The sequence below is a fragment of the Aurantimonas endophytica genome, from assembly GCF_014196845.1.
GTDB lineage: Bacteria > Pseudomonadota > Alphaproteobacteria > Rhizobiales > Rhizobiaceae > Aurantimonas > Aurantimonas endophytica.
In genome coordinates this window covers 392,968-410,200 of record NZ_JACIEM010000006.1, presented here as the reverse complement: position 1 = coordinate 410,200, position 17,233 = coordinate 392,968, and the positions used below count along the sequence as shown (strand labels likewise).

The window sequence follows — 17,233 nt, the reverse complement described above, 5'->3', positions numbered from 1 at the left end:
GCTCGAGGTCATCCGGCGACCTCGGCCATCGCCATCTAGCTGGACAACCCCCCGAACAGTGTCGGCATGTCGAGCGGGCGGAAGCCGTAATGCTGCAGCCAGCGGATGTCGGCGTCGAAGAAGGCCCGCAGGTCCGGCATGCCGTATTTCAGCATGGCGATGCGGTCGATGCCCATGCCCCAGGCAAAGCCCTGGTACTCGTCCGGGTCGAGGCCGCCATGGCGCAGCACGTTCGGATGCACCATGCCGCAGCCGAGGATCTCCATCCAGTCGCTGCCTTGGCCGAAGCGGACCTCGCCCGGGTTCGAGCGGTCGCACTGGATGTCGACCTCGAGCGAGGGCTCGGTGAAGGGGAAGAAGGAAGGCCGGAAGCGCATGTTCAGCGACGGCACCTCGAAGAACGCCTTGCAGAACTCCTCCAGCACCCACTTCATGTTGGCGACGTTCGCCGTCTTGTCGACGACCAGCCCTTCGAGCTGGTGGAACATCGGCGAATGGGTGGCGTCGGAATCCTGCCGGTAGGTCTTGCCGGGGATGACGATGCGGATCGGCGGCTTCTGCGCCTCCATCGTGCGGATCTGCACCGGGGAGGTATGGGTGCGCAGCACCTTGCGCTCGCCGCTGGCATTCGCCTTCAGGAAGAACGTGTCGTGCATCTCGCGCGCCGGATGACCCTCGGGGAAATTCAGCGCGGTGAAATTGTAGTAGTCGGTCTCGATGTCCGGACCTTCGGCGATGGCAAAGCCCATGTCGGCGAAGATCGCGGTGATCTCGTCGATGACCTGGCTGATCGGATGGATCCGGCCGCGCGACGCCGGGCTGGAGCGAACGGGGAGCGAGACGTCGACGGTCTCGGCGGCCAGCCGGGCCGCGATGGCGATGTCCGCCAGCGCCTCGCGCTTGCCGGAGATCCGTTCGGCGACTCGGTCCCGGAGGCCGTTCAGCACAGGGCCGGCTTCGCGCCGCTCGTCCGGGCTCATCCGGCCGAGGCCCTTCAGGAGTTCGGACAGTTCGCCCTTCTTGCCGAGCGCGGCGACGCGTATCGCTTCCAGCGCCGCCTCGTCCGGGGCATCGGCGATCGCGGCGGTCAGCCGCTGCTCGAGTGCATCGATGTCGCTCACCCTGTCACTCCCTGCTCATGCTGTCGTCCGGCTGCGGCAAGCCGCCCGCCGATGCGCCGTCTTTCGGCGCCGGACACGAAAAGGCCCGCGCGGCGGTGTGCCGGCGCGGGCCTTCGAGATCAAGCGGCCGACAGTGTCAGGCCGCGCGCTTCTCGCCGACGGCGCGCTCATAGGCGCCCTCGAACTCGGAATCCTTCAGATAGGCGAGAGCCGCCTTGGCCTGCTCGACCAGCACCGCGAACGCCTCCGGCTCGTGGATGGCGATGTCGGACATCACCTTGCGGTCGACCTCGATCCCGGCCTTGGCCAGACCGTCGATGAACCGGCCATAGGTCAGGCCATGCTCGCGGACGGCGGCGTTGATGCGCTGGATCCAGAGGGCGCGGAAATTCCGCTTCTTCACCCGGCGATCGCGCGTCGCATACTGCTTCGAGCGGTCGACGGCGGCCTTCGCCGCGCGGATGGTGTTCTTGCGACGGCCGTAGAAGCCCTTCGCCTGCTTCAGCACCTTCTTGTGCTTGGCGTGGGACGTTACGCCCCGTTTCACTCGTGCCATGATATCGCTCCTGAAATTCGCTCGTTACCCGCGCCGCTCAGCGGTTGTAGGGCATGTAGATCTTGACGATCCGCTCGTCGGGTTTCGACAGGATCTTCGTGCCGCGTGCGTCGCGAATGAAGTCTCTGGAACGCTTGATCATGCCGTGACGCTTGCCGGCATGGCCTGCCTTGACAAGGCCGCTGGCCGTCATCCGGAAGCGCTTCTTGGCGCTCGCCTTGGTCTTCATCTTGGGCATTTTGCTCTCCATCGTGTGGGGATCGCGACCATGTCGGGCTGCCCTTGGGCCGGCCCGGCTCGTTCCGTCATACAGTCGGAAGGGTCGCGAAAGCATTATGAACCGCCACGGCATGCCCTGCCGGCCGGTTCCGTTTCGACGGTGCGCTTATAGGCGGGACACGGCCCGGGCGCAAGGCCCGGCGAGACCGACTTCGTCGCCGAGTGAACAAGTATCCGTCATCCCGCGTCGGCGACGGTGCTTGCAGCGACAAATATTGTCGAGATTCCGGCCACGCGTAGCTTGCCAGGATCGGCATCAGGTGAGATCATATGATGAGGGCATAGGAATGGTAAGCAATGGTGCTCATTAATTTCCCTGGCCGCCTCGATTATGTTCGAGAGCGCGTCGTTCTTGCATCCATCCTTCCGTCATCCTGGCCGCTTGTGCTGCGTTGCATCGAAGAATTCTTCCCCCACGCCTCGGCGCGGGTCGAGCGGATGCCGGTGCACCCGATCCCACCATTGGTCTCGACGCCACGCGACCGGCGAATGGCCGTCGGCGTGTCTTCGCCCCCGGAAGCCGCCGTTTTCCGCGTCGATGGCGGTACGGTCGCGGCGGGCGCGATTCTCCGGCTGGGCCCCACCGGCGCCCTGCAACCCGGGTCGGCCCCTGATGGCGCGGGCCTGGTGCTGGAGATCGAGCGCGGGGAAGCCGTTCTTCTTGCCGTCCGTTTCCCGACCCGGCTCGGCCCCCGATATGACGCGGCGGTCGCGACGCTGCTGAAGCGGCTTCGCGACGACCTGATCCTCAGCTATCGCGCGACCCGGACCCTCACGCAGGGCGGCCGCCTCGACCGCCCCACGCTGGAGGCGGGCTGGGACCGGCTGCTGGCCGGCGTCGCGCTGCTTTCTCCCCGCCTTCGCATCCAGGCTGCGAACGTCGCGACAGACGATCTCCTGGCCGATCGTCGCTTCTTCCTCCCGCCGGTGGCAGGCGTGCTGCGACCGGCGGTGAAAGCCGACGCCGAGCGGATGCTCGATGCGGCGGAGCGGATCCTGCAGGGCGGCAGTGACGGGGAGAGCCTGATCTTCGCGGCGCTTCGCGGTCCGCAACGGCTGCTGATGCGGCTCTACCGGCTGGATCGAAGCCCGGCCTTCGGGGCCGTGCCCGATGCCCTGCCGCGCGGCGCGGACAGGCTGCTTGCCGTCATCGAAACCGAACAGCCGGGCGGGGCGGAGCAGGCCAGCCCGGTGGCTTCCACCATTGCCCGCATGACGGCCGGGATGGCGCCAGCCGAGGCCTTTGAGACGAGCCTCTGCCGCGCTTGAGCAGCCCGCGGAACATGACCGGACAGGCGCAGCAGTCGCCGGCTCGGCTTCAGCCAGGCCCTGTGCGCAAGGCGCCGCGATCGACAGACAGACATTGCTTCGGAGAAGAGCGCCGGCGCTCGCAATCGCCAGCAGGAGCGCCAGGGTCAAGCGCGGCGTTCCCGGAGGATCGCCGCGCAAAAATCATCCGCGCGGGGCGAGGACCATCATCATCTGCCGGCCTTCGAGCTTCGGCTCGGCTTCGACCTTGGAAATCTCGGCCGTCTCCTCGCGCACCCGGTTGAGCAGTCGCATGCCGAGTTCCTGATGCGCCATCTCGCGACCACGGAAGCGCAGCGTCACCTTGACCTTGTCACCATCGTCGAAGAACCGCCGCACCGCCTTCATCTTGGTCTCGTAATCATGCGCGTCGATATTCGGACGCATCTTGATTTCCTTGACCTCGATGGTCTTCTGGCGCTTGCGCGCCTCGGCGGACTTCTTCTGATTCTCGTATTTCAGCTTGCCGAGATCGAGGATCTTGCAGACGGGCGGGTTGGCGGTCGGAACGATCTCCACGAGATCGAGACCCGCCTCCTCTGCCATCGCCAGGGCTTCCTGAGTCGCGATCTGACCGAGGTTCACGCCCTCGACGTCGATCAGCTGAATCATCGGAACGCGGATCTCCTTGTTGGAGCGCGGTCCTTCCTTTTGGGTCGGTGGGGCACGAAATGGTCTGCGAATGGTCGTTTACTCCAGTTGTTGACGACGCTTGGCGGGCGGAAGAGCACGCTGGGACCACCGGCTCCGCAAGGGAGCACAAGGCGGCCGACAAGGAGCGGTGCCTCCACGCGGGGAATTTCTATAGCATCGGCAGAGCCATTTGGCACGCCGCGCAGGGATAAAATGTATCCGGCCCTATCCCGTGACAAGGGATAGCGCGCAATCTGCCGTTGCGTCAGGCCAACCGAGCCATCGTGGCATCCCCTCCTTCGAGGGCTTTCGGGATGCCGCGCCGGCGGCTAGAGGCAGCCGACAAGCTTGGAGAATGCTTATGGACATCGCGCCCGAACGCCCCGGCTCCCTCGTCGTCGGATCCGGCGAGGCTGCCCGCCGCATCGCCTACAAGCGCCGCGACGGCGAGGCCCCGGCCCTCGTCTGGCTGGGTGGCTTCCGGTCCGACATGCGCGGCACCAAGGCCGAGCATCTGTCCGGGCTCGCCGGCGAGAAAGGCCTTGCCTTCTGCCGGTTCGACTATTCCGGTCACGGCGAATCCGGCGGCCGTTTCGAGGACGGCACGATCAGCCGATGGGTGGAGGACGCCGCTGCCGTCATCGCCGAGGCCGTCGACGGACCGGCCATCCTCGTCGGCTCGTCGATGGGCGCCTGGATCGCGCTACGGCTCGTCCAGCAGGCGCGCGCCGTCCGCGGCGGGACGGAGATCGTGGGCCTGCTGCTGCTGGCGCCGGCACCCGACTTCACCCGGCGCCTGATGGAGCCGAAGCTGACCGTGGCGCAGCGCCGGGAACTCGCGGAGAAAGGCTTCCTGGCCGAGCCCTCGGCCTATTCCGACGAGCCGACCATCTATACGAGGGCCCTGTTCGAGGATGGCGTGGCCAATCTCGTCATGGACGGGCCGATCGAGACCGGCTGCCCCGTCACCATCATCCAGGGCATGGCTGATCCCGACGTTCCGTTCGAACATGCCCTCGGCCTGGTCAGCCACCTCCCCTCCGACGGCGTCGTCGTGACGCTCGTGCGCGACGGCGACCACCGGCTGTCGCGGCCACGCGATCTGCAGCTGATCGAACGGGCTGCGCTGGACCTCGTGACGGCGGCCCGGGACGCCGGACATCCCCCATCAACAGTATAGTTCCTTCGGCGGACGCAGAATTCTCTGACTGTGTTCAAATTGTCACCAACGCCCGAGAGCTGCGTCAAAACCGTGCACGTTCCATATGTTAGGCGGCTGGCGACCTTCGCCGCACCTGCTGCAGGCGAGGGCGTCCAGTGCCATTGCCCAGGAAGCTTGCACGAAACTGACGTCTGTCACGTGACCGACACACTGCCTCCCGTTGACAGATTTTTGCATTGCACCGAACATCCCCTCATCAGGTCATAATCGTTCGCTTCTTTGGGGGTGCGAATGTCGAGACTTCGCGCAGTCGGCGCCACGCTATCGCTTTGCCTCACGTTGCTGGCGTTCCCCGCAGCAGCTGGCACCGGGGCAAAATACATGCCGGTGGGCCACGCAACAACGCAGCCGATCGGGCACCATCTGTTCTGCCTCGAGAACAAGGACGAGTGTCGCCCGGTCCAGTCCCGCGGGCTCGTGGCGCCGCTCAAGCTCGACCACGAGCTCATCCTCGCCGTGGCGGAAATCAACACGCGCATCAATGCCCGGATCGAACCCCGTTCCGACCAGGACCTCTACGGTACGGAAGAACGCTGGGCCTATCCCGTCGATGCGGGAGACTGCGAAGACTTCGCGCTGCTCAAGCGGCGCGCCCTCCACGAGATCGGGATCGACCTTGCCAATCTCCTTCTCACCGTGGTGCGCAAGCGCAATGGCGAGGGGCATGCCGTCCTGACGTTGCACACCGATCGCGGCGACTTCATCCTCGACAACCTCAACTGGCGGGTGGTCGCCTGGACGGATGCGCCGTACAGATTCGTCAAGCGCCAGAGCAAGAGCGATCCCGGCACCTGGCTCGATATCGGCGTGGCTTCCGACGTCGTCGTGGGCGCAGTGGCCCGGTAGGTTAGGCATCATCCCGGATGGCTCCGCGAACCACTCGCGGAATTCCCCAGCGCCGGCCTTCTCGGCCGCGAAGCGGGGAAGTTCTCGAAATATTTCCAGACAGTTAAAGCAGTTGATAGTTGATACCGGGTGTCCTGCTAGGGTGTGGTGATGACCTATCACACACCGCAAGGACGAGCGCCCGTGTCCAATGATGACGACAGGCAACTTGCTGGTGAAATCGAGGCCGCGCTTCGCGCCCTCGGCATCGTCAACAGCCGATGCGGTCCGGGCCGACTGGTGGAGCCGCTGGTTCGCGAACTGCGAAGCGGCGAGACGATGGCCGGCAAGGCCGACCCGGAACAGCGGGAAGCCGATACCGGCCCCTGACAGCCCGGTGGGCCGTCGCCGGCGGCTTCAAGCGACCTGCCGCACGCTCCGGCTCAGGCGGACTCGCCGGTGTCGGGGTCGGATGGCTCCTCTTCGCTGGCCGGAATCACGTAGGCTCCGGTCAGCCAGCGGTTGAGGTCGACCGCCTTGCAGCGCGCCGAGCAGAACGGGTAGTTCTCGCGATCCGAGGGCCGTCGGCACTCGGGACATTGCCGCCGCGGGCGCAGCGGCGTGACCGTCGCAGACCCGCCCGTCATGCGTCTTCCGCTTCGACCGTTGCGGCCTTCCACCGTCCGTGGATGTCGTAGCCCTCGCCGGCGAGCAGCGACAGCGTCTCGTAGAGCGGCAGGCCGACGACATTGGTGTAGGAGCCGACCATCCGGACGACGAAGCTGCCGGCAAGGCCCTGGATGGCATAGCCGCCCGCCTTGCCGCGCCACTCGCCGGAGGCGAGATAGCTGTCGATATCCTCGCGCGACAGGCGCTTGAAGCGCACGCGGGTCTCGATCAGCCGCTGGCGCAGCGCGCCCTTCGGGCCGACCAGGCAGACACCGGTATAGACCCGGTGGGTGCGGCCGGAGAGGGTGCGCAGATTGGCCATCGCGTCCTCGACCAGCTCGGCCTTGGGCATCACTTGCCGGCCGACCGAGACGACCGTGTCGGCCGACAGCACGAAGGCGGGACCGAGATCCATCTCGCTCAACGTCGCGATCGCCGATTCGGCCTTCGCCTTGGACAGCCGCTTGGCCAGCGAGCGCGGGTGCTCGTTACGCTGCGGCGTCTCGTCGAGATCGGCAGGCAGCAGCCTGTCAGGCTCGATCCCGGCCTGGTTCAGCAGTTGAAGCCGCCGGGGCGAACCGGAGGCGAGCACCAGAAGGGGGCGCGCTGGCATCGATCCGTCCCCGTTCTCGGGCTTACTTGAAGCGATAGGTGATGCGACCCTTGGTCAGGTCGTACGGGGTCATCTCGACCAGCACCTTGTCGCCGGTCAGGACGCGGATGCGGTTCTTGCGCATGCGGCCGGCGGTGTGGGCGATGATTTCGTGATCGTTCTCGAGCTTGATCCGGAAGGTCGCGTTGGGCAGCAGTTCGGTAACCACCCCCGGAAATTCCAGAACTTCTTCTTTTGCCATCGGGAAAATGCCTTGAATGTTGTTTGGGGCACGGCGCTTCGGCGCCATGCACGACTATCGCCGCGAAGGCGGCGACGAAACGGAAATCGGGGCCCTAGATCGGAGGAAACGGCCGAAAAAGCAAGCCACCGCCGATATGGGCCTGCGTTGGCCGGGCCGCATCGATCAAGAGCTGATGCGAACGATGTCCGCGCCGCAATTGCCGAGCTTCTCCTCCAGGCGCTCGAAGCCCCGGTCGAGATGGTAGACGCGGTTGACCGTCGTCTCGCCCTCGGCGACCAGGCCCGCGATCACCAGCGAGACCGAGGCGCGCAGATCGGTGGCCATCACCGGCGCGCCGCGCAGACGCTCGACGCCTTCGACCGTCGCCACCTGGCCGGACAGCGAGATGCGGGCACCCAGCCGCGCCAGTTCCTGCACATGCATGAAACGGTTCTCGAAGATCGTCTCGGTGATGTGCGAGACGCCGCTGGAGCGCGTCATCAGCGCCATGAACTGGGCCTGCAGGTCGGTCGGGAAACCGGGATACGGGTCGGTCATCACGTCGACCGGCGAGATGCCGCCGCCATTGCGATAGACGCGGATGCCGTTCTCGACGCTCTCCACCGTCACGCCGGCGTCGCGCAGCGTGCCGACGGCCGACTGGAGCAGCGCGGCGCTGGTGCCGGTGAGCGTTACGTCGCCGCCGGTCATCGCCACGGCCATGGCATAGGTGCCGGTCTCGATGCGGTCGGGCAGCACCGGATGGCGCGCGCCGGACAGCGCCGGAACGCCCTGGATGGTGATGGTCGACGTGCCGGCGCCGGAGATCTTGGCGCCCATGGCATTGAGGCACTTGGCGAGGTCGACGATCTCTGGCTCGCGCGCGGCGTTCTCGAGCAGGGTCTCGCCCTTGGCCAGCGAGGCCGCCATCAGCATGACGTGGGTGGCGCCGACCGAGACCTTGGGGAAGACGAAGCGGTTGCCGACGAGGCCGCCCTTGGCCTCGGCGACGGCATAGCCGGCGTCGATCTCGATCGTCGCGCCGAGCGCGCGCAGCCCGTCGATGAACAGATCCACCGGCCGCGTGCCGATGGCGCAGCCGCCCGGCAGCGAGACCTTGGCGCGGTGCATGCGCGCCAAGAGCGGACCGATGACCCAGAAGCTCGCGCGCATCTTGGAGACCAGCTCGTAGGGCGCGGTCGTGTCGACGATGGTGCGGGCATTGAAATGGATGGTCCGGCCGAGGCCCGGATCCTGGTGCAGGCGCTTGCCGGCGACGGCATAGTCGACGCCGTGATTGGCGAGGATGCGGATCAGCTGCTCGACGTCGGCCAGATGCGGCACGTTCTCGAGCGTCAGCGTGTCGTCGGTCAGCAACGCGGCGATCATCAGCGGCAAGGTGGCGTTCTTGGCGCCGGAAATCGGGATCGTCCCGTTCAGCTCGTTGCCGCCGCGAATGCGAATGCGATCCATGAAGTGTCCTGATCCAGCCCGTCGAAGTCCCCGCAACGGCGGTTCCTACACCAGCCGACCCGGCGAGACAAATATCGTGGCCGGGAGCGGCCGGTCAGACGTGCAGGGCGTGGCCGAGCGCGCGCATCGCCGCTTCCTGGAACGCCTCGCCCTGGGTGGGGTGGGCGTGGACGGTGCCGGCAACATCCTCGAGGCAGGCGCCCATCTCCAGCGCCAGCGAAAAGGCCGCGGCCAGTTCGGCGACGCCCGCCCCGACCGCCTGGATGCCGAGGACCAGATGGTCGTCGGCGCGCGCCACGACCCGCACGAAGCCGTCGTCGCGGTGCAGCGTCATCGCCCGTCCATTGGCCTGGAAGGGAAAGCTGCCGAGCTTGACCGCGATCCCCTGCGCCTTCGCCGCCTCCGGCGAAAGGCCGACGCTGACGATCTCGGGATCGGTGAAGCAGACCGCCGGGATCGCCCGCTTGTCGAAGGCGCGGCGCTCGCCGGCAACGATCTCGGCCACCATCTCGCCCTGCGCCATCGCCTTGTGGGCGAGCATCGGCTCGCCGACGAGATCGCCGATCGCATAGACGCCGCGCATCGCCGTCCGACACTGCTCGTCGACCCGGACGAAGGCGCCGTCCATGTCGAGCACGAGTTCCTCGCGCCCCCAGCCCTCGGTGAGCGGCCGACGCCCGACGGTGACGAGAACAATGTCCGCGCCGATCCGGCGTTCGCTGCCGTCCACAGCTTCCACCAGGAGATCCCGATCCTCCCCGGCGAGGCCCTTGGCTTTCGCGCCGGTGAGGATCTCGACACCGAGCGTCTCCAGCCGGGCGGCGACGGGCCTCACCAGATCAGCGTCGTAGAGCGGCAGGATGCGGTCCGTCGCCTCGACGATGGTGACGGCCGAACCGGCCTTGGCGAAGGCTGTGCCGAGCTCGACGCCGATATAGCCGCCGCCGACCAGCGCGAGCCGCGCCGGCGGCGCATCGAGGCTCAGCGCCTCTTCCGAGGAGATCACCTTGCCGCCGAAAGGCAGCATCGGCAGCTCGACCGGCACCGAGCCGGTGGCGATGACCACCGATTCCGCCGTGATGCGCTGGTTGCCGGTCTCGCCGTCGACCTCGACGGTCTTGCCGTCGAGGAAGCGGGCCCGGCCGGCAACCAGCTTCACCCGGGCGCGCTTCAGGAGCCCGGTGACGCCGTTGTTCAGGCGGTTGACGATGCCGTCCTTCCAGTCGACGACGCGTGGCCAGTCGAGCGCCGGCGCGCCGGCGGTCACGCCCGGGATCGCCCGGCCGCCCGCCGCTTCGCGCAGCAGGAAATACTCGTCGGCGGCGTGGATCAGCGCCTTGGAGGGGATGCAGCCGATGTTCAGGCAGGTGCCGCCCGGCTTGCGGTCGTCGACGATCACCGTGTCGACCCCGAGCTGGCCGGCGCGGATCGCCGCGACGTAGCCGCCGGGACCGGCGCCGATGACGAGAAGCTGGCAGGTCATGTCGGCCATGGCGGCGCCTCAGCTCTCGGCGAAGATCATCGCGGGGGTTTCCAGGAGCGCCTTGATGCGCTGGACGAAGACCGCCGCGTCGTAGCCGTCGACGACCCGGTGGTCGAAGCTCGACGAGAGGTTCATCCGCCGCCGCGGCACGAAGCGCGCGCCATCCCAGACCGGCCGCATCTCGATCTTGTTGACCCCGACGATGGCGACCTCCGGATGGTTGATCACCGGCGTCGTGACGATACCGCCGAGCGCGCCCAGCGAGGTGATTGTGATCGTCGATCCCGACAGTTCCTCGCGCTTGGCCCGGCCGGTCTTGGCCATCTCGGAAAGCCGCGCCACCTCCTCGGCGCAACCCCAGACGTCGCGCGCCTCGGCGTGGCGCACCACCGGCACGACGAGGCCGCCGCCGGTCTGCGCGGCGACGCCGACATGGACGCCGCCGTGCTGGCGCAGGACGTTCGCCTCGTCATCGTAATGGGCGTTCATCAGCGGCTGGTCGCGGATCGCGATGACCATCGCGCGCATAAGGAAGGGTAGCAGCGTCAGTTTCGGCCGGTCGTCGCGGCGGTCGCGGTTGAGCGCGGCGCGCAGTTCCTCCAGCGCCTCGACGTCGATTTCCTCGACATAGGTGATGTGGGCGATGCGGCGCGTGGCGAGCGCCATCTTCTCGGCGATCCTGCGCCGCAGCCCGACGATCTTCACCTCCGAGATCGAATTGTCGGCGGCAAGGCGGCCGGGACCGGCGGATCCGACGCCGCCGGCGAGATAGGCGTCGAGATCGTCATGGCCGATGCGCCCGGCGGGACCGCTGCCCGGCACGCGGCGCAGGTCGACCCCCGCATCCATGGCGCGGCGCCGCACGGACGGCGAGGCGAGCGGCCGCTCCCCGGACTTGCGCGGCGCGCCGAGGTCGGACCGGGCGGCGCCGGACCTCGGCGAGGCGGGCCGGGGCGCCGGCGCGGCTTGCGGGGCAGCGTCGCCCGTCTCTGCGCGGTCTTCCGCCTCCGGCTCGGGTTCCGGGGCCTGCGGTTCGGCGTGCGGCGCCGCGGCCGCCGCGACGACCGCGTCGCCTTCCCCGCCGGCGACGGCGAGCCGGACCAGCGGCGCGCCGACGGCGATGGTCTCGCCGATCTCGCCGCCCAGCCATTCCACCGTGCCGTCGACGGGCGCCGGAATGTCCACCGTCGCCTTGTCGGTCATCACTGCCGCCAGCACCGTGTCCTCGCGCACGACGTCGCCGATCGCGACGTGCCATTCGACCAGCTCGGCCTCGGCGACGCCCTCGCCGACGTCCGACAGCTTGATGGTGACGCTGCCCATGCTCAGGCCTCCATCGCCTGCTTGAGCGCCGCGCCGACGCGGGCGGGCCCCGGAAAATAGTCCCATTCCTGGGCGTGCGGATAGGGCGTGTCCCAGCCGGCGACGCGCCTGATCGGCGCCTCCAGATGGTAGAAGCAGGTCTCCTCCACCAGCGCGCAGAGTTCGGCCCCGAAGCCGGCGGTGAGCGTCGCCTCGTGGACGACGACGCAGCGCCCGGTCTTCTTCACCGAGGCCTCGATCAGGTCGAGATCGAGCGGCACCAGGGTCCGGAGGTCGATGATCTCGGCGTCGATCGCCGTCATCGCGGCGGCGGCCTCGGCGACATGCACCATGGTGCCGTAGGCCAGCACGGTGACCGCCTCGCCGGGGCGGCGGACCACGCCTTGGCCGAGCGGCACCACGTAGCGGCCCTCCGGCACCTCGCCCAGCGGGTGTTTCGACCACGGCGTCACCGGCCGGTCGTGATGGCCGTCGAAGGGCCCGTTATAAAGCCGCTTCGGCTCCAGGAAGATCACCGGGTCGTTGTCCTCGATCGCGGCGATCAGCAGCCCCTTGGCGTCGTAGGGATTGGACGGCACGACGGTCTTCAGCCCGGCGACATGGGCGAACAGCGCCTCGGGCGACTGCGAATGGGTCTGGCCGCCGAAGATGCCGCCGCCGGTCGGCATCCGCACCACCAGCGGCGCGGTGAAGTCGGCGGCGGAGCGGTAGCGCAGCCGCGCGGCCTCCGAGACGATCTGGTCGTAGGCGGGATAGACGTAGTCGGCGAACTGCATCTCGACCACCGGCCGCAGCCCGTAGGCGGCCATGCCGATGGCGGTGCCGACGATGCCGCTCTCGTTGATCGGCGCATCGAAGCAGCGGTTGCGGCCGAAGCGCTCCTGCAGCCCGGCGGTGCAGCGGAACACGCCGCCGAAATAGCCGACGTCCTCGCCATAGACGACGACGTTGGGGTCGGCCTCCATCGCCACCGCATGGGCGTCGCGGATCGCCTCGATCATCGTCATGCGCGGCATGGCGTCAGCGCCTTTCGCGGGGTGGCCGGGCGATGCCGGCTGGGCTGTGGGCCATCCTCAGTACCCCGCCTGCTGGCGCTGGCGCCGCAGATGCGGCGGCATGGTCTCGTAGACGTCCTCGAACATGTCCCGCACCGACGGCTTGGGACCGGTGTGCAGCGTGCCGTGGGTTTCCGCCTCGCGCTGCGCCGCCAGTACCTCGGCGTCGATCTCGGCCTCGGCCTGGACGTGGCGCTCCTCGCTCCAGGCGCCGGCGAGGATGAGGTGGTTCTTCAGCCGCTTGACCGGGTCGCCGAGCGGCCAGGCGTCGGATTCCTCCTTCGGGCGGTAGGCGGAGGGGTCGTCCGAGGTCGAATGCGCCGCGGCGCGGTAGGTGACCCACTCGATCAGCGTCGGGCCGAGATTGCGCCGCGCTCGCTCCACCGCCCACTGCGCGGCGGCGTGGACGGCGAGGTAGTCGTTGCCGTCGACCCGCAGCGACGGGATGCCGAAGCCGAGCCCACGGGCCGCGAAGGTGCCGGATCCGCCGCGCGCGATGCCCTGGAAGGTGGAAATCGCCCACTGGTTGTTGACGATGTTGAGGACGACCGGCGCCTTGTAGGTCGAGGCGAAGACCAGCGCGGAGTGGAAGTCGCTCTCGGCCGTCGAGCCGTCGCCGATCCAGGCGGCCGCGATCTTGGTGTCGCCCTTGATCGCCGAGGCCATGGCCCAGCCGACGGCCTGCACGAACTGCGTCGCCAGATTGCCCGATATGGAGAAGAAGCCGTGTTCCTTCGAGGAATACATGATCGGCAGCTGCCGGCCCTTCAGCGGGTCGCGGCGGTTGGAATAGATCTGGCACATCATGTCGACGAGCGGGTAGTCGTCGGCGATCAGCAGCCCCTGCTGGCGGTAGGTCGGGAAGTTCATGTCGCCCGGCGCCAGCACCTTGCGGAAGGCGCAGGCGATCGCCTCCTCGCCGAGGCACTGCATGTAGAACGAGGTCTTGCCCTGGCGCTGAGCCATCAGCATGCGCCGGTCGAAGGCGCGCACCCGCATCATCGTCTTCAGGCCGGCGAGGACCGCCTCGTCGTCGAGCGTGCCGGCCCAATCGCCCACGGCCTCGCCGGCGCGGTTGAGGACGCGGATGATCGAATAGGCGAGGTCGCGGATCTCGGCGGGGTCGACGTCCACCGGCGGGCGCCGCACCGAGCCGGCCTTCGGGATGTTGACGCCGGAGAAATCCGGCCGCCCGCCGGGTCTGACCTCCGGCTCGGGTACGTGCAGGCTGAGGGAATGGGTTTCTGCCATGTCCGTCCTCCCGCGCCGGCTCCGCGGCGCAGGAGAGCATCTAATCCCGCCGCGGCGGGAGGGAAGCCTTGCTATTCCGGCCGCATCAGCACGACGGCGCCGAACACGAAGAGGCCGACAAGGGCGATCTTCCAGAAGTCGCCGCGCCGCCGCAGGCCCGGCAGGCCCAGTGGGCGGACGAGGTGGACCGCCATCAGCAGGATGAAGAGAACCGAGAAGAGCTTGTTCATCGCCAAGGGGCGTAGACGATCGACGGGCCTTCCGCCAGCGCCGGCCGCCTGCCGGCACCCTCAGATCGAATGCAGCGCCCCGGAAGCGACCACCGGGCCGGTCGGCAGGCCGGTCGGCGAGCCGCCCTCCGGCTCCATCGAGACAGCCAAGGCGGCGTCGGGCATGCCCAGGCCGTTGCCGTCGAGGGCGACGTGCAGCGGCCGCGCCATGTCGATCAGCCCGAGCGATTTCGGCGCGGCGCCGCCCGGCGGCACCAGCCACAGTTCCGGCACGCGGCCGGGCTCCTCGGCATGGACGATCGGCACCAGCGTCGCCATCGAGGTGGCGGTGTCGATGACGACGGTGACGAGCGGCGTGCCGTCCTCGGCGGAGAGCGTCGCCGTCATCATGCCGTCGGCCGGCGGGGCGAGGTCGCGGCCGGCGACGAGGATCAGGGCGGCGAGGCTGGCGACGGCGAGTCCCACGCCGGCCAGGCCAAGCCACTGCCAGATCGCCGACACGCGGCGGCCCTTCGGGCGAGCCGTGGGGACGGGCTCCGCCGGCCGGCGGGTCATCCGCCCGAGATCCGCCTCGATTCGCGACCAGAGCGTTACCGGCGGCTCGGCCGGATCGACGCCACTTGCCATCGGCCCCAGCAGCTCGGTCCACTCCGCGAGCACGGCCGCGAAGGCGGGATCGCGCAGCGCCCGGCGCTCGACGGACCGGCGCTGGCCGCCGCTCAGGACGCCAAGCACGTACTCGGCGGCCAGATGCGCATCCTCCCGTCCGTGATCGACCGCGTCGCTCATGACGACAGGCACTCCTTCAAGCGCATCAATCCTCGCCGGATCAGGCTTTTCATCGTACCGAGCGGCACGCCCGCCGTCTCGGCCAGTTCGTTATAGGTGTCACCGCCGTAGAAGGCCGTGACGATCATCACGCGTGTGCGCCCGTCGAGCCCGTCGAGGCACTCGGCCAGCCGGCGTGCGTCGTCCGAGCGATGCAGCAGGGCCAGCGCATCAGGCGTCTCGTCGGCGACATCGACGGCCCCGTCAACCGGCCGGTCGAAAATGCGCGGGCCGAGCTGGCGGCGCCGGTCGATGGCGCGGTTGCGCGCGATCGTCGCCAGCCAGGTGATCGGGCTCGCCCGCGCCGGGTCGAACGAGTCGGCGCGGTTCCAAACCGTCAGATAGACGTCCTGCAGCACATCCTCGGCTTCTTCGCGGTTGTCCAAGATACGCAGGCAGACGCCGAAAAGCTTCGCCGCCGTGCGCTCGTAGACGGCCCGCAGGGCTTGGCGGTCGCCATCGGCCACGGCGCGCAGCCGCTCGACGAGAAAAGCGCGACCCTCGTCGGGAGTCATCGTGGACATGCGGTCCGCGGTCGGATCGTTTCGCCGTTCATGGCGGCAGCGGAACAGGCTTGCGGGCCGAAAGTCAACGACGGCGCCTCTCGCCGGCGCTCCATGACGTGCCGTGGCGGTCCCGCTTCAGTAGGGCGCCTCGCTTGTGCCCATCTCGACATAGACCGACTTGACCTGGCTGTAATGCGCCAAGGCCTCGCGGCCGTTCTCGCGGCCGATGCCGGAGCGCTTGACCCCACCGAAGGGCATCTCGACCGGGGTGAGGTTGTAGGCGTTGATCCAGCACGTCCCGGCCTGGAGCTTCGCCACGACGCGGTGGCCGCGCTGGAGGTCGCGCGTGTAGACGCCGGCGGCAAGGCCGAATTCGCTGGCATTGGCCCGGGCGATCGCCTCGGCCTCGTCGTCGAAATCGAGGACGCACATGACCGGCCCGAAGATCTCCTCGCCAGCGATGCGCATGCCGTCGGTGACGTCGGTGAAGACCGTCGGCTCGACGAACCATCCCTCGGCAAACCCCTCGACCGTGGCGGTACCGCCGCCGCAGGCGACCGTCGCGCCCTCGCCGCGGCCGATGTCGAGATAGGACAGCACCTTGTCGTATTGCGCCTTCGAGACGAGGGGGCCGAGATCGGTGGTCAGCTTCATCGGATCGCCGAGCGCGATGGCGCGCGTGCGCTCGACCAGCCGCTCCACGAAGGCGGCGCGCACAGAGCGCTCGACGAAGACCCGTGTGCCGTTCGAGCAGATCTGGCCGGTGGAGTAGAAATTGCCGAGGATCGCGCCGGAGACGGCGGCGTCGAGGTCGGCATCGGCGAAGACGAGGATCGGCGACTTGCCGCCGAGCTCCAGCGTTACGTGCTTGGTGGTGGCGGAGGCGGCCTGCATGACCCGGGCGCCGGTCGGCACCGAGCCGGTGACCGAGACCTTGGCGATGCGCGGGTGCGAGGCGAGCGTCGCACCGACCGGACCGAGGCCCTGGACGACGTTGAAGACGCCGGCGGGCAGCCCGGCCTCGGAGAAGATTTCGGCGAGCTTCAGCGCCGTCAGCGGCGTCGTCTCCGACGGCTTGAAGATCATCGCGTTGCCGCAGGCGAGCGCCGGTGCCGCCTTCCAGGAGGCGATCTGGATCGGATAGTTCCAGGCGCCGATGCCGGCGCAGACGCCCAGCGGCTCGTGCCGCGTGTAGGCGAAGGAGCCGCCGAGATCGATGTAGTCGCCGCGCAGGTCGGCGGCGAGCGCGCCGAAATATTCCAGCGCGTCGGCGCCCGAGGCGGCGTCGGCCACCAGCGTCTCGGCCAGCGCCTTGCCGGTGTCAAGCGTCTCGAGCTCGGCCAGCGCCTGGTTGCGGTCGCGCATGATGGCGGCGGCACGGCGCAGGATGCGGCCGCGCTCGGCGCCGGTCATCGCCGCCCACACCGCCTGGCCGCGCTCGGCGGCCGCCACCGCCTGCTCGATCAGCGCGGGGGTCGCGGCATGCAGCCGGGCGATGACCTCGCCGGTCGCCGGATAGACGCTGTCGAAGCTCTCGCCGGCTTCGTCCTCGACATAGAGGCCATCGACATAGTGGGAGGCCGGGGGCTGGGCGCGCATGGGAGGTCCTTCGGCAGGAGACGTGTTTCCCGGCTT

The 17,233-nt window shown here is 68.5% G+C and carries 20 protein-coding genes; 4 read left to right on the top strand and 16 right to left on the bottom strand.

All coding sequences use genetic code 11. The annotated features are described in order from the left end of the window. Positions 1–35 precede the first annotated feature (35 nt). The 3 genes from pheS to rpmI all read right to left on the bottom strand — a co-directional run bounded on the left by pheS (position 36) and on the right by rpmI (position 1,915). On the bottom strand, positions 36–1,121 hold the full coding sequence (pheS, locus tag GGR03_RS22370) for a phenylalanine--tRNA ligase subunit alpha (protein WP_183210992.1): 1,086 nt from the start codon (positions 1,119–1,121) through the stop codon (positions 36–38). A gap of 136 nt (positions 1,122–1,257) precedes the next feature. Beyond that, positions 1,258–1,677 (bottom strand): 50S ribosomal protein L20, encoded by a 420-nt coding sequence (rplT, locus tag GGR03_RS22365; protein ID WP_183210991.1) that lies wholly within the window; start codon positions 1,675–1,677, stop codon positions 1,258–1,260. Between the two features lie 37 nt (positions 1,678–1,714). Then, entirely contained in the window at positions 1,715–1,915 is a 201-nt protein-coding gene (gene rpmI / locus GGR03_RS22360; protein ID WP_183210990.1) for a 50S ribosomal protein L35, read from the bottom strand. 530 nt (positions 1,916–2,445) lie between these two features. Here rpmI and GGR03_RS22355 point away from each other — a divergent pair. Beyond that, positions 2,446–3,225: a hypothetical protein gene (locus tag GGR03_RS22355; protein WP_183210989.1), complete on the top strand. Its 780-nt coding sequence runs from the start codon at positions 2,446–2,448 to the stop codon at positions 3,223–3,225. Between the two features lie 183 nt (positions 3,226–3,408). Here GGR03_RS22355 and infC read toward each other — a convergent pair whose 3' ends face one another. After that, on the bottom strand, positions 3,409–3,948 hold the full coding sequence (gene infC / locus GGR03_RS22350) for a translation initiation factor IF-3 (RefSeq protein WP_183211105.1): 540 nt from the start codon (positions 3,946–3,948) through the stop codon (positions 3,409–3,411). A 304-nt stretch (positions 3,949–4,252) separates the two neighbouring features. Here infC and GGR03_RS22345 point away from each other — a divergent pair, with 304 nt between their 5' ends. The 3 genes from GGR03_RS22345 to GGR03_RS22335 all read left to right on the top strand — a co-directional run bounded on the left by GGR03_RS22345 (position 4,253) and on the right by GGR03_RS22335 (position 6,334). After that, a complete protein-coding gene (locus tag GGR03_RS22345) occupies positions 4,253–5,077 on the top strand; it encodes an alpha/beta hydrolase (protein WP_183210988.1) in 825 nt (274 codons plus the stop codon). Positions 5,078–5,350: 273 nt separating this feature from the next. Beyond that, a complete protein-coding gene (locus GGR03_RS22340) occupies positions 5,351–5,965 on the top strand; it encodes a transglutaminase-like cysteine peptidase (protein WP_183210987.1) in 615 nt (204 codons plus the stop codon). A gap of 183 nt (positions 5,966–6,148) precedes the next feature. Next, positions 6,149–6,334: a hypothetical protein gene (locus tag GGR03_RS22335; protein WP_183210986.1), complete on the top strand. Its 186-nt coding sequence runs from the start codon at positions 6,149–6,151 to the stop codon at positions 6,332–6,334. A 53-nt stretch (positions 6,335–6,387) separates the two neighbouring features. Here GGR03_RS22335 and yacG read toward each other — a convergent pair whose 3' ends face one another. The 12 genes from yacG to betB form a co-directional block, all read right to left on the bottom strand. Next, the gene (gene yacG / locus GGR03_RS22330; RefSeq protein ID WP_183210985.1) at positions 6,388–6,591 is read right to left on the bottom strand and encodes a DNA gyrase inhibitor YacG; all 204 of its coding nucleotides are present in this window, start codon (positions 6,589–6,591) and stop codon (positions 6,388–6,390) included. After that, positions 6,588–7,226, bottom strand: coding sequence for a Maf-like protein (locus GGR03_RS22325; protein WP_183210984.1), 639 nt, complete (start codon positions 7,224–7,226; stop codon positions 6,588–6,590). The genes yacG and GGR03_RS22325 overlap by 4 nt, the downstream gene beginning before the upstream one ends. A 22-nt stretch (positions 7,227–7,248) precedes the next feature. After that, positions 7,249–7,467: a translation initiation factor IF-1 gene (infA, locus tag GGR03_RS22320; RefSeq protein WP_019994787.1), complete on the bottom strand. Its 219-nt coding sequence runs from the start codon at positions 7,465–7,467 to the stop codon at positions 7,249–7,251. 165 nt (positions 7,468–7,632) lie between these two features. Then, entirely contained in the window at positions 7,633–8,922 is a 1,290-nt protein-coding gene (murA, locus tag GGR03_RS22315; RefSeq protein ID WP_183210983.1) for a UDP-N-acetylglucosamine 1-carboxyvinyltransferase, read from the bottom strand. Positions 8,923–9,016: 94 nt separating this feature from the next. After that, a complete protein-coding gene (gene lpdA / locus GGR03_RS22310; RefSeq protein WP_183210982.1) occupies positions 9,017–10,414 on the bottom strand; it encodes a dihydrolipoyl dehydrogenase in 1,398 nt (465 codons plus the stop codon). 9 nt (positions 10,415–10,423) lie between these two features. Next, positions 10,424–11,728 (bottom strand): dihydrolipoamide acetyltransferase family protein, encoded by a 1,305-nt coding sequence (locus tag GGR03_RS22305; protein WP_183210981.1) that lies wholly within the window; start codon positions 11,726–11,728, stop codon positions 10,424–10,426. Between the two features lie 2 nt (positions 11,729–11,730). Then, the gene (locus GGR03_RS22300) at positions 11,731–12,744 is read right to left on the bottom strand and encodes an alpha-ketoacid dehydrogenase subunit beta (RefSeq protein WP_183210980.1); all 1,014 of its coding nucleotides are present in this window, start codon (positions 12,742–12,744) and stop codon (positions 11,731–11,733) included. Positions 12,745–12,801: 57 nt separating this feature from the next. Next, the gene (locus GGR03_RS22295; protein ID WP_183210979.1) at positions 12,802–14,034 is read right to left on the bottom strand and encodes a 3-methyl-2-oxobutanoate dehydrogenase (2-methylpropanoyl-transferring) subunit alpha; all 1,233 of its coding nucleotides are present in this window, start codon (positions 14,032–14,034) and stop codon (positions 12,802–12,804) included. A gap of 71 nt (positions 14,035–14,105) precedes the next feature. Further along, positions 14,106–14,264 (bottom strand): hypothetical protein, encoded by a 159-nt coding sequence (locus tag GGR03_RS22290; protein WP_183210978.1) that lies wholly within the window; start codon positions 14,262–14,264, stop codon positions 14,106–14,108. Positions 14,265–14,324: 60 nt separating this feature from the next. Next, positions 14,325–15,053, bottom strand: a complete 729-nt coding sequence (locus tag GGR03_RS22285) for an anti-sigma factor (protein WP_183210977.1) — start codon at positions 15,051–15,053, stop codon at positions 14,325–14,327. Further along, the gene (locus GGR03_RS22280; protein WP_252920328.1) at positions 15,050–15,559 is read right to left on the bottom strand and encodes a sigma-70 family RNA polymerase sigma factor; all 510 of its coding nucleotides are present in this window, start codon (positions 15,557–15,559) and stop codon (positions 15,050–15,052) included. Before GGR03_RS22280 ends, GGR03_RS22285 begins: the two co-directional genes overlap by 4 nt. A 174-nt stretch (positions 15,560–15,733) precedes the next feature. Continuing rightward, complete coding sequence (betB, locus tag GGR03_RS22275; RefSeq protein WP_183210975.1) at positions 15,734–17,197, bottom strand: betaine-aldehyde dehydrogenase; 1,464 nt, start codon at positions 17,195–17,197, stop codon at positions 15,734–15,736. Positions 17,198–17,233 lie beyond the last annotated feature (36 nt).

What these genes read in the sequence shown, in the direction of transcription:
- betB (WP_183210975.1), bottom strand. Translation starts at nt 17,197, where the DNA reads ATGCGCGCCCAGCCCCCGGCCTCCCACTATGTCGATGGCCTCTATGTC.
- rpmI (WP_183210990.1), bottom strand. Translation starts at nt 1,915, where the DNA reads ATGCCCAAGATGAAGACCAAGGCGAGCGCCAAGAAGCGCTTCCGGATG.
- GGR03_RS22345 (WP_183210988.1), top strand. Translation starts at nt 4,253, where the DNA reads ATGCTTATGGACATCGCGCCCGAACGCCCCGGCTCCCTCGTCGTCGGA.
- GGR03_RS22300 (WP_183210980.1), bottom strand. Translation starts at nt 12,744, where the DNA reads ATGCCGCGCATGACGATGATCGAGGCGATCCGCGACGCCCATGCGGTG.
- GGR03_RS22305 (WP_183210981.1), bottom strand. Translation starts at nt 11,728, where the DNA reads ATGGGCAGCGTCACCATCAAGCTGTCGGACGTCGGCGAGGGCGTCGCC.
- GGR03_RS22340 (WP_183210987.1), top strand. Translation starts at nt 5,351, where the DNA reads ATGTCGAGACTTCGCGCAGTCGGCGCCACGCTATCGCTTTGCCTCACG.
- GGR03_RS22290 (WP_183210978.1), bottom strand. Translation starts at nt 14,264, where the DNA reads ATGAACAAGCTCTTCTCGGTTCTCTTCATCCTGCTGATGGCGGTCCAC.
- infA (WP_019994787.1), bottom strand. Translation starts at nt 7,467, where the DNA reads ATGGCAAAAGAAGAAGTTCTGGAATTTCCGGGGGTGGTTACCGAACTG.
- GGR03_RS22295 (WP_183210979.1), bottom strand. Translation starts at nt 14,034, where the DNA reads ATGGCAGAAACCCATTCCCTCAGCCTGCACGTACCCGAGCCGGAGGTC.
- rplT (WP_183210991.1), bottom strand. Translation starts at nt 1,677, where the DNA reads ATGGCACGAGTGAAACGGGGCGTAACGTCCCACGCCAAGCACAAGAAG.
- yacG (WP_183210985.1), bottom strand. Translation starts at nt 6,591, where the DNA reads ATGACGGGCGGGTCTGCGACGGTCACGCCGCTGCGCCCGCGGCGGCAA.
- GGR03_RS22285 (WP_183210977.1), bottom strand. Translation starts at nt 15,053, where the DNA reads ATGAGCGACGCGGTCGATCACGGACGGGAGGATGCGCATCTGGCCGCC.
- lpdA (WP_183210982.1), bottom strand. Translation starts at nt 10,414, where the DNA reads ATGGCCGACATGACCTGCCAGCTTCTCGTCATCGGCGCCGGTCCCGGC.
- GGR03_RS22355 (WP_183210989.1), top strand. Translation starts at nt 2,446, where the DNA reads ATGGCCGTCGGCGTGTCTTCGCCCCCGGAAGCCGCCGTTTTCCGCGTC.
- GGR03_RS22325 (WP_183210984.1), bottom strand. Translation starts at nt 7,226, where the DNA reads ATGCCAGCGCGCCCCCTTCTGGTGCTCGCCTCCGGTTCGCCCCGGCGG.
- murA (WP_183210983.1), bottom strand. Translation starts at nt 8,922, where the DNA reads ATGGATCGCATTCGCATTCGCGGCGGCAACGAGCTGAACGGGACGATC.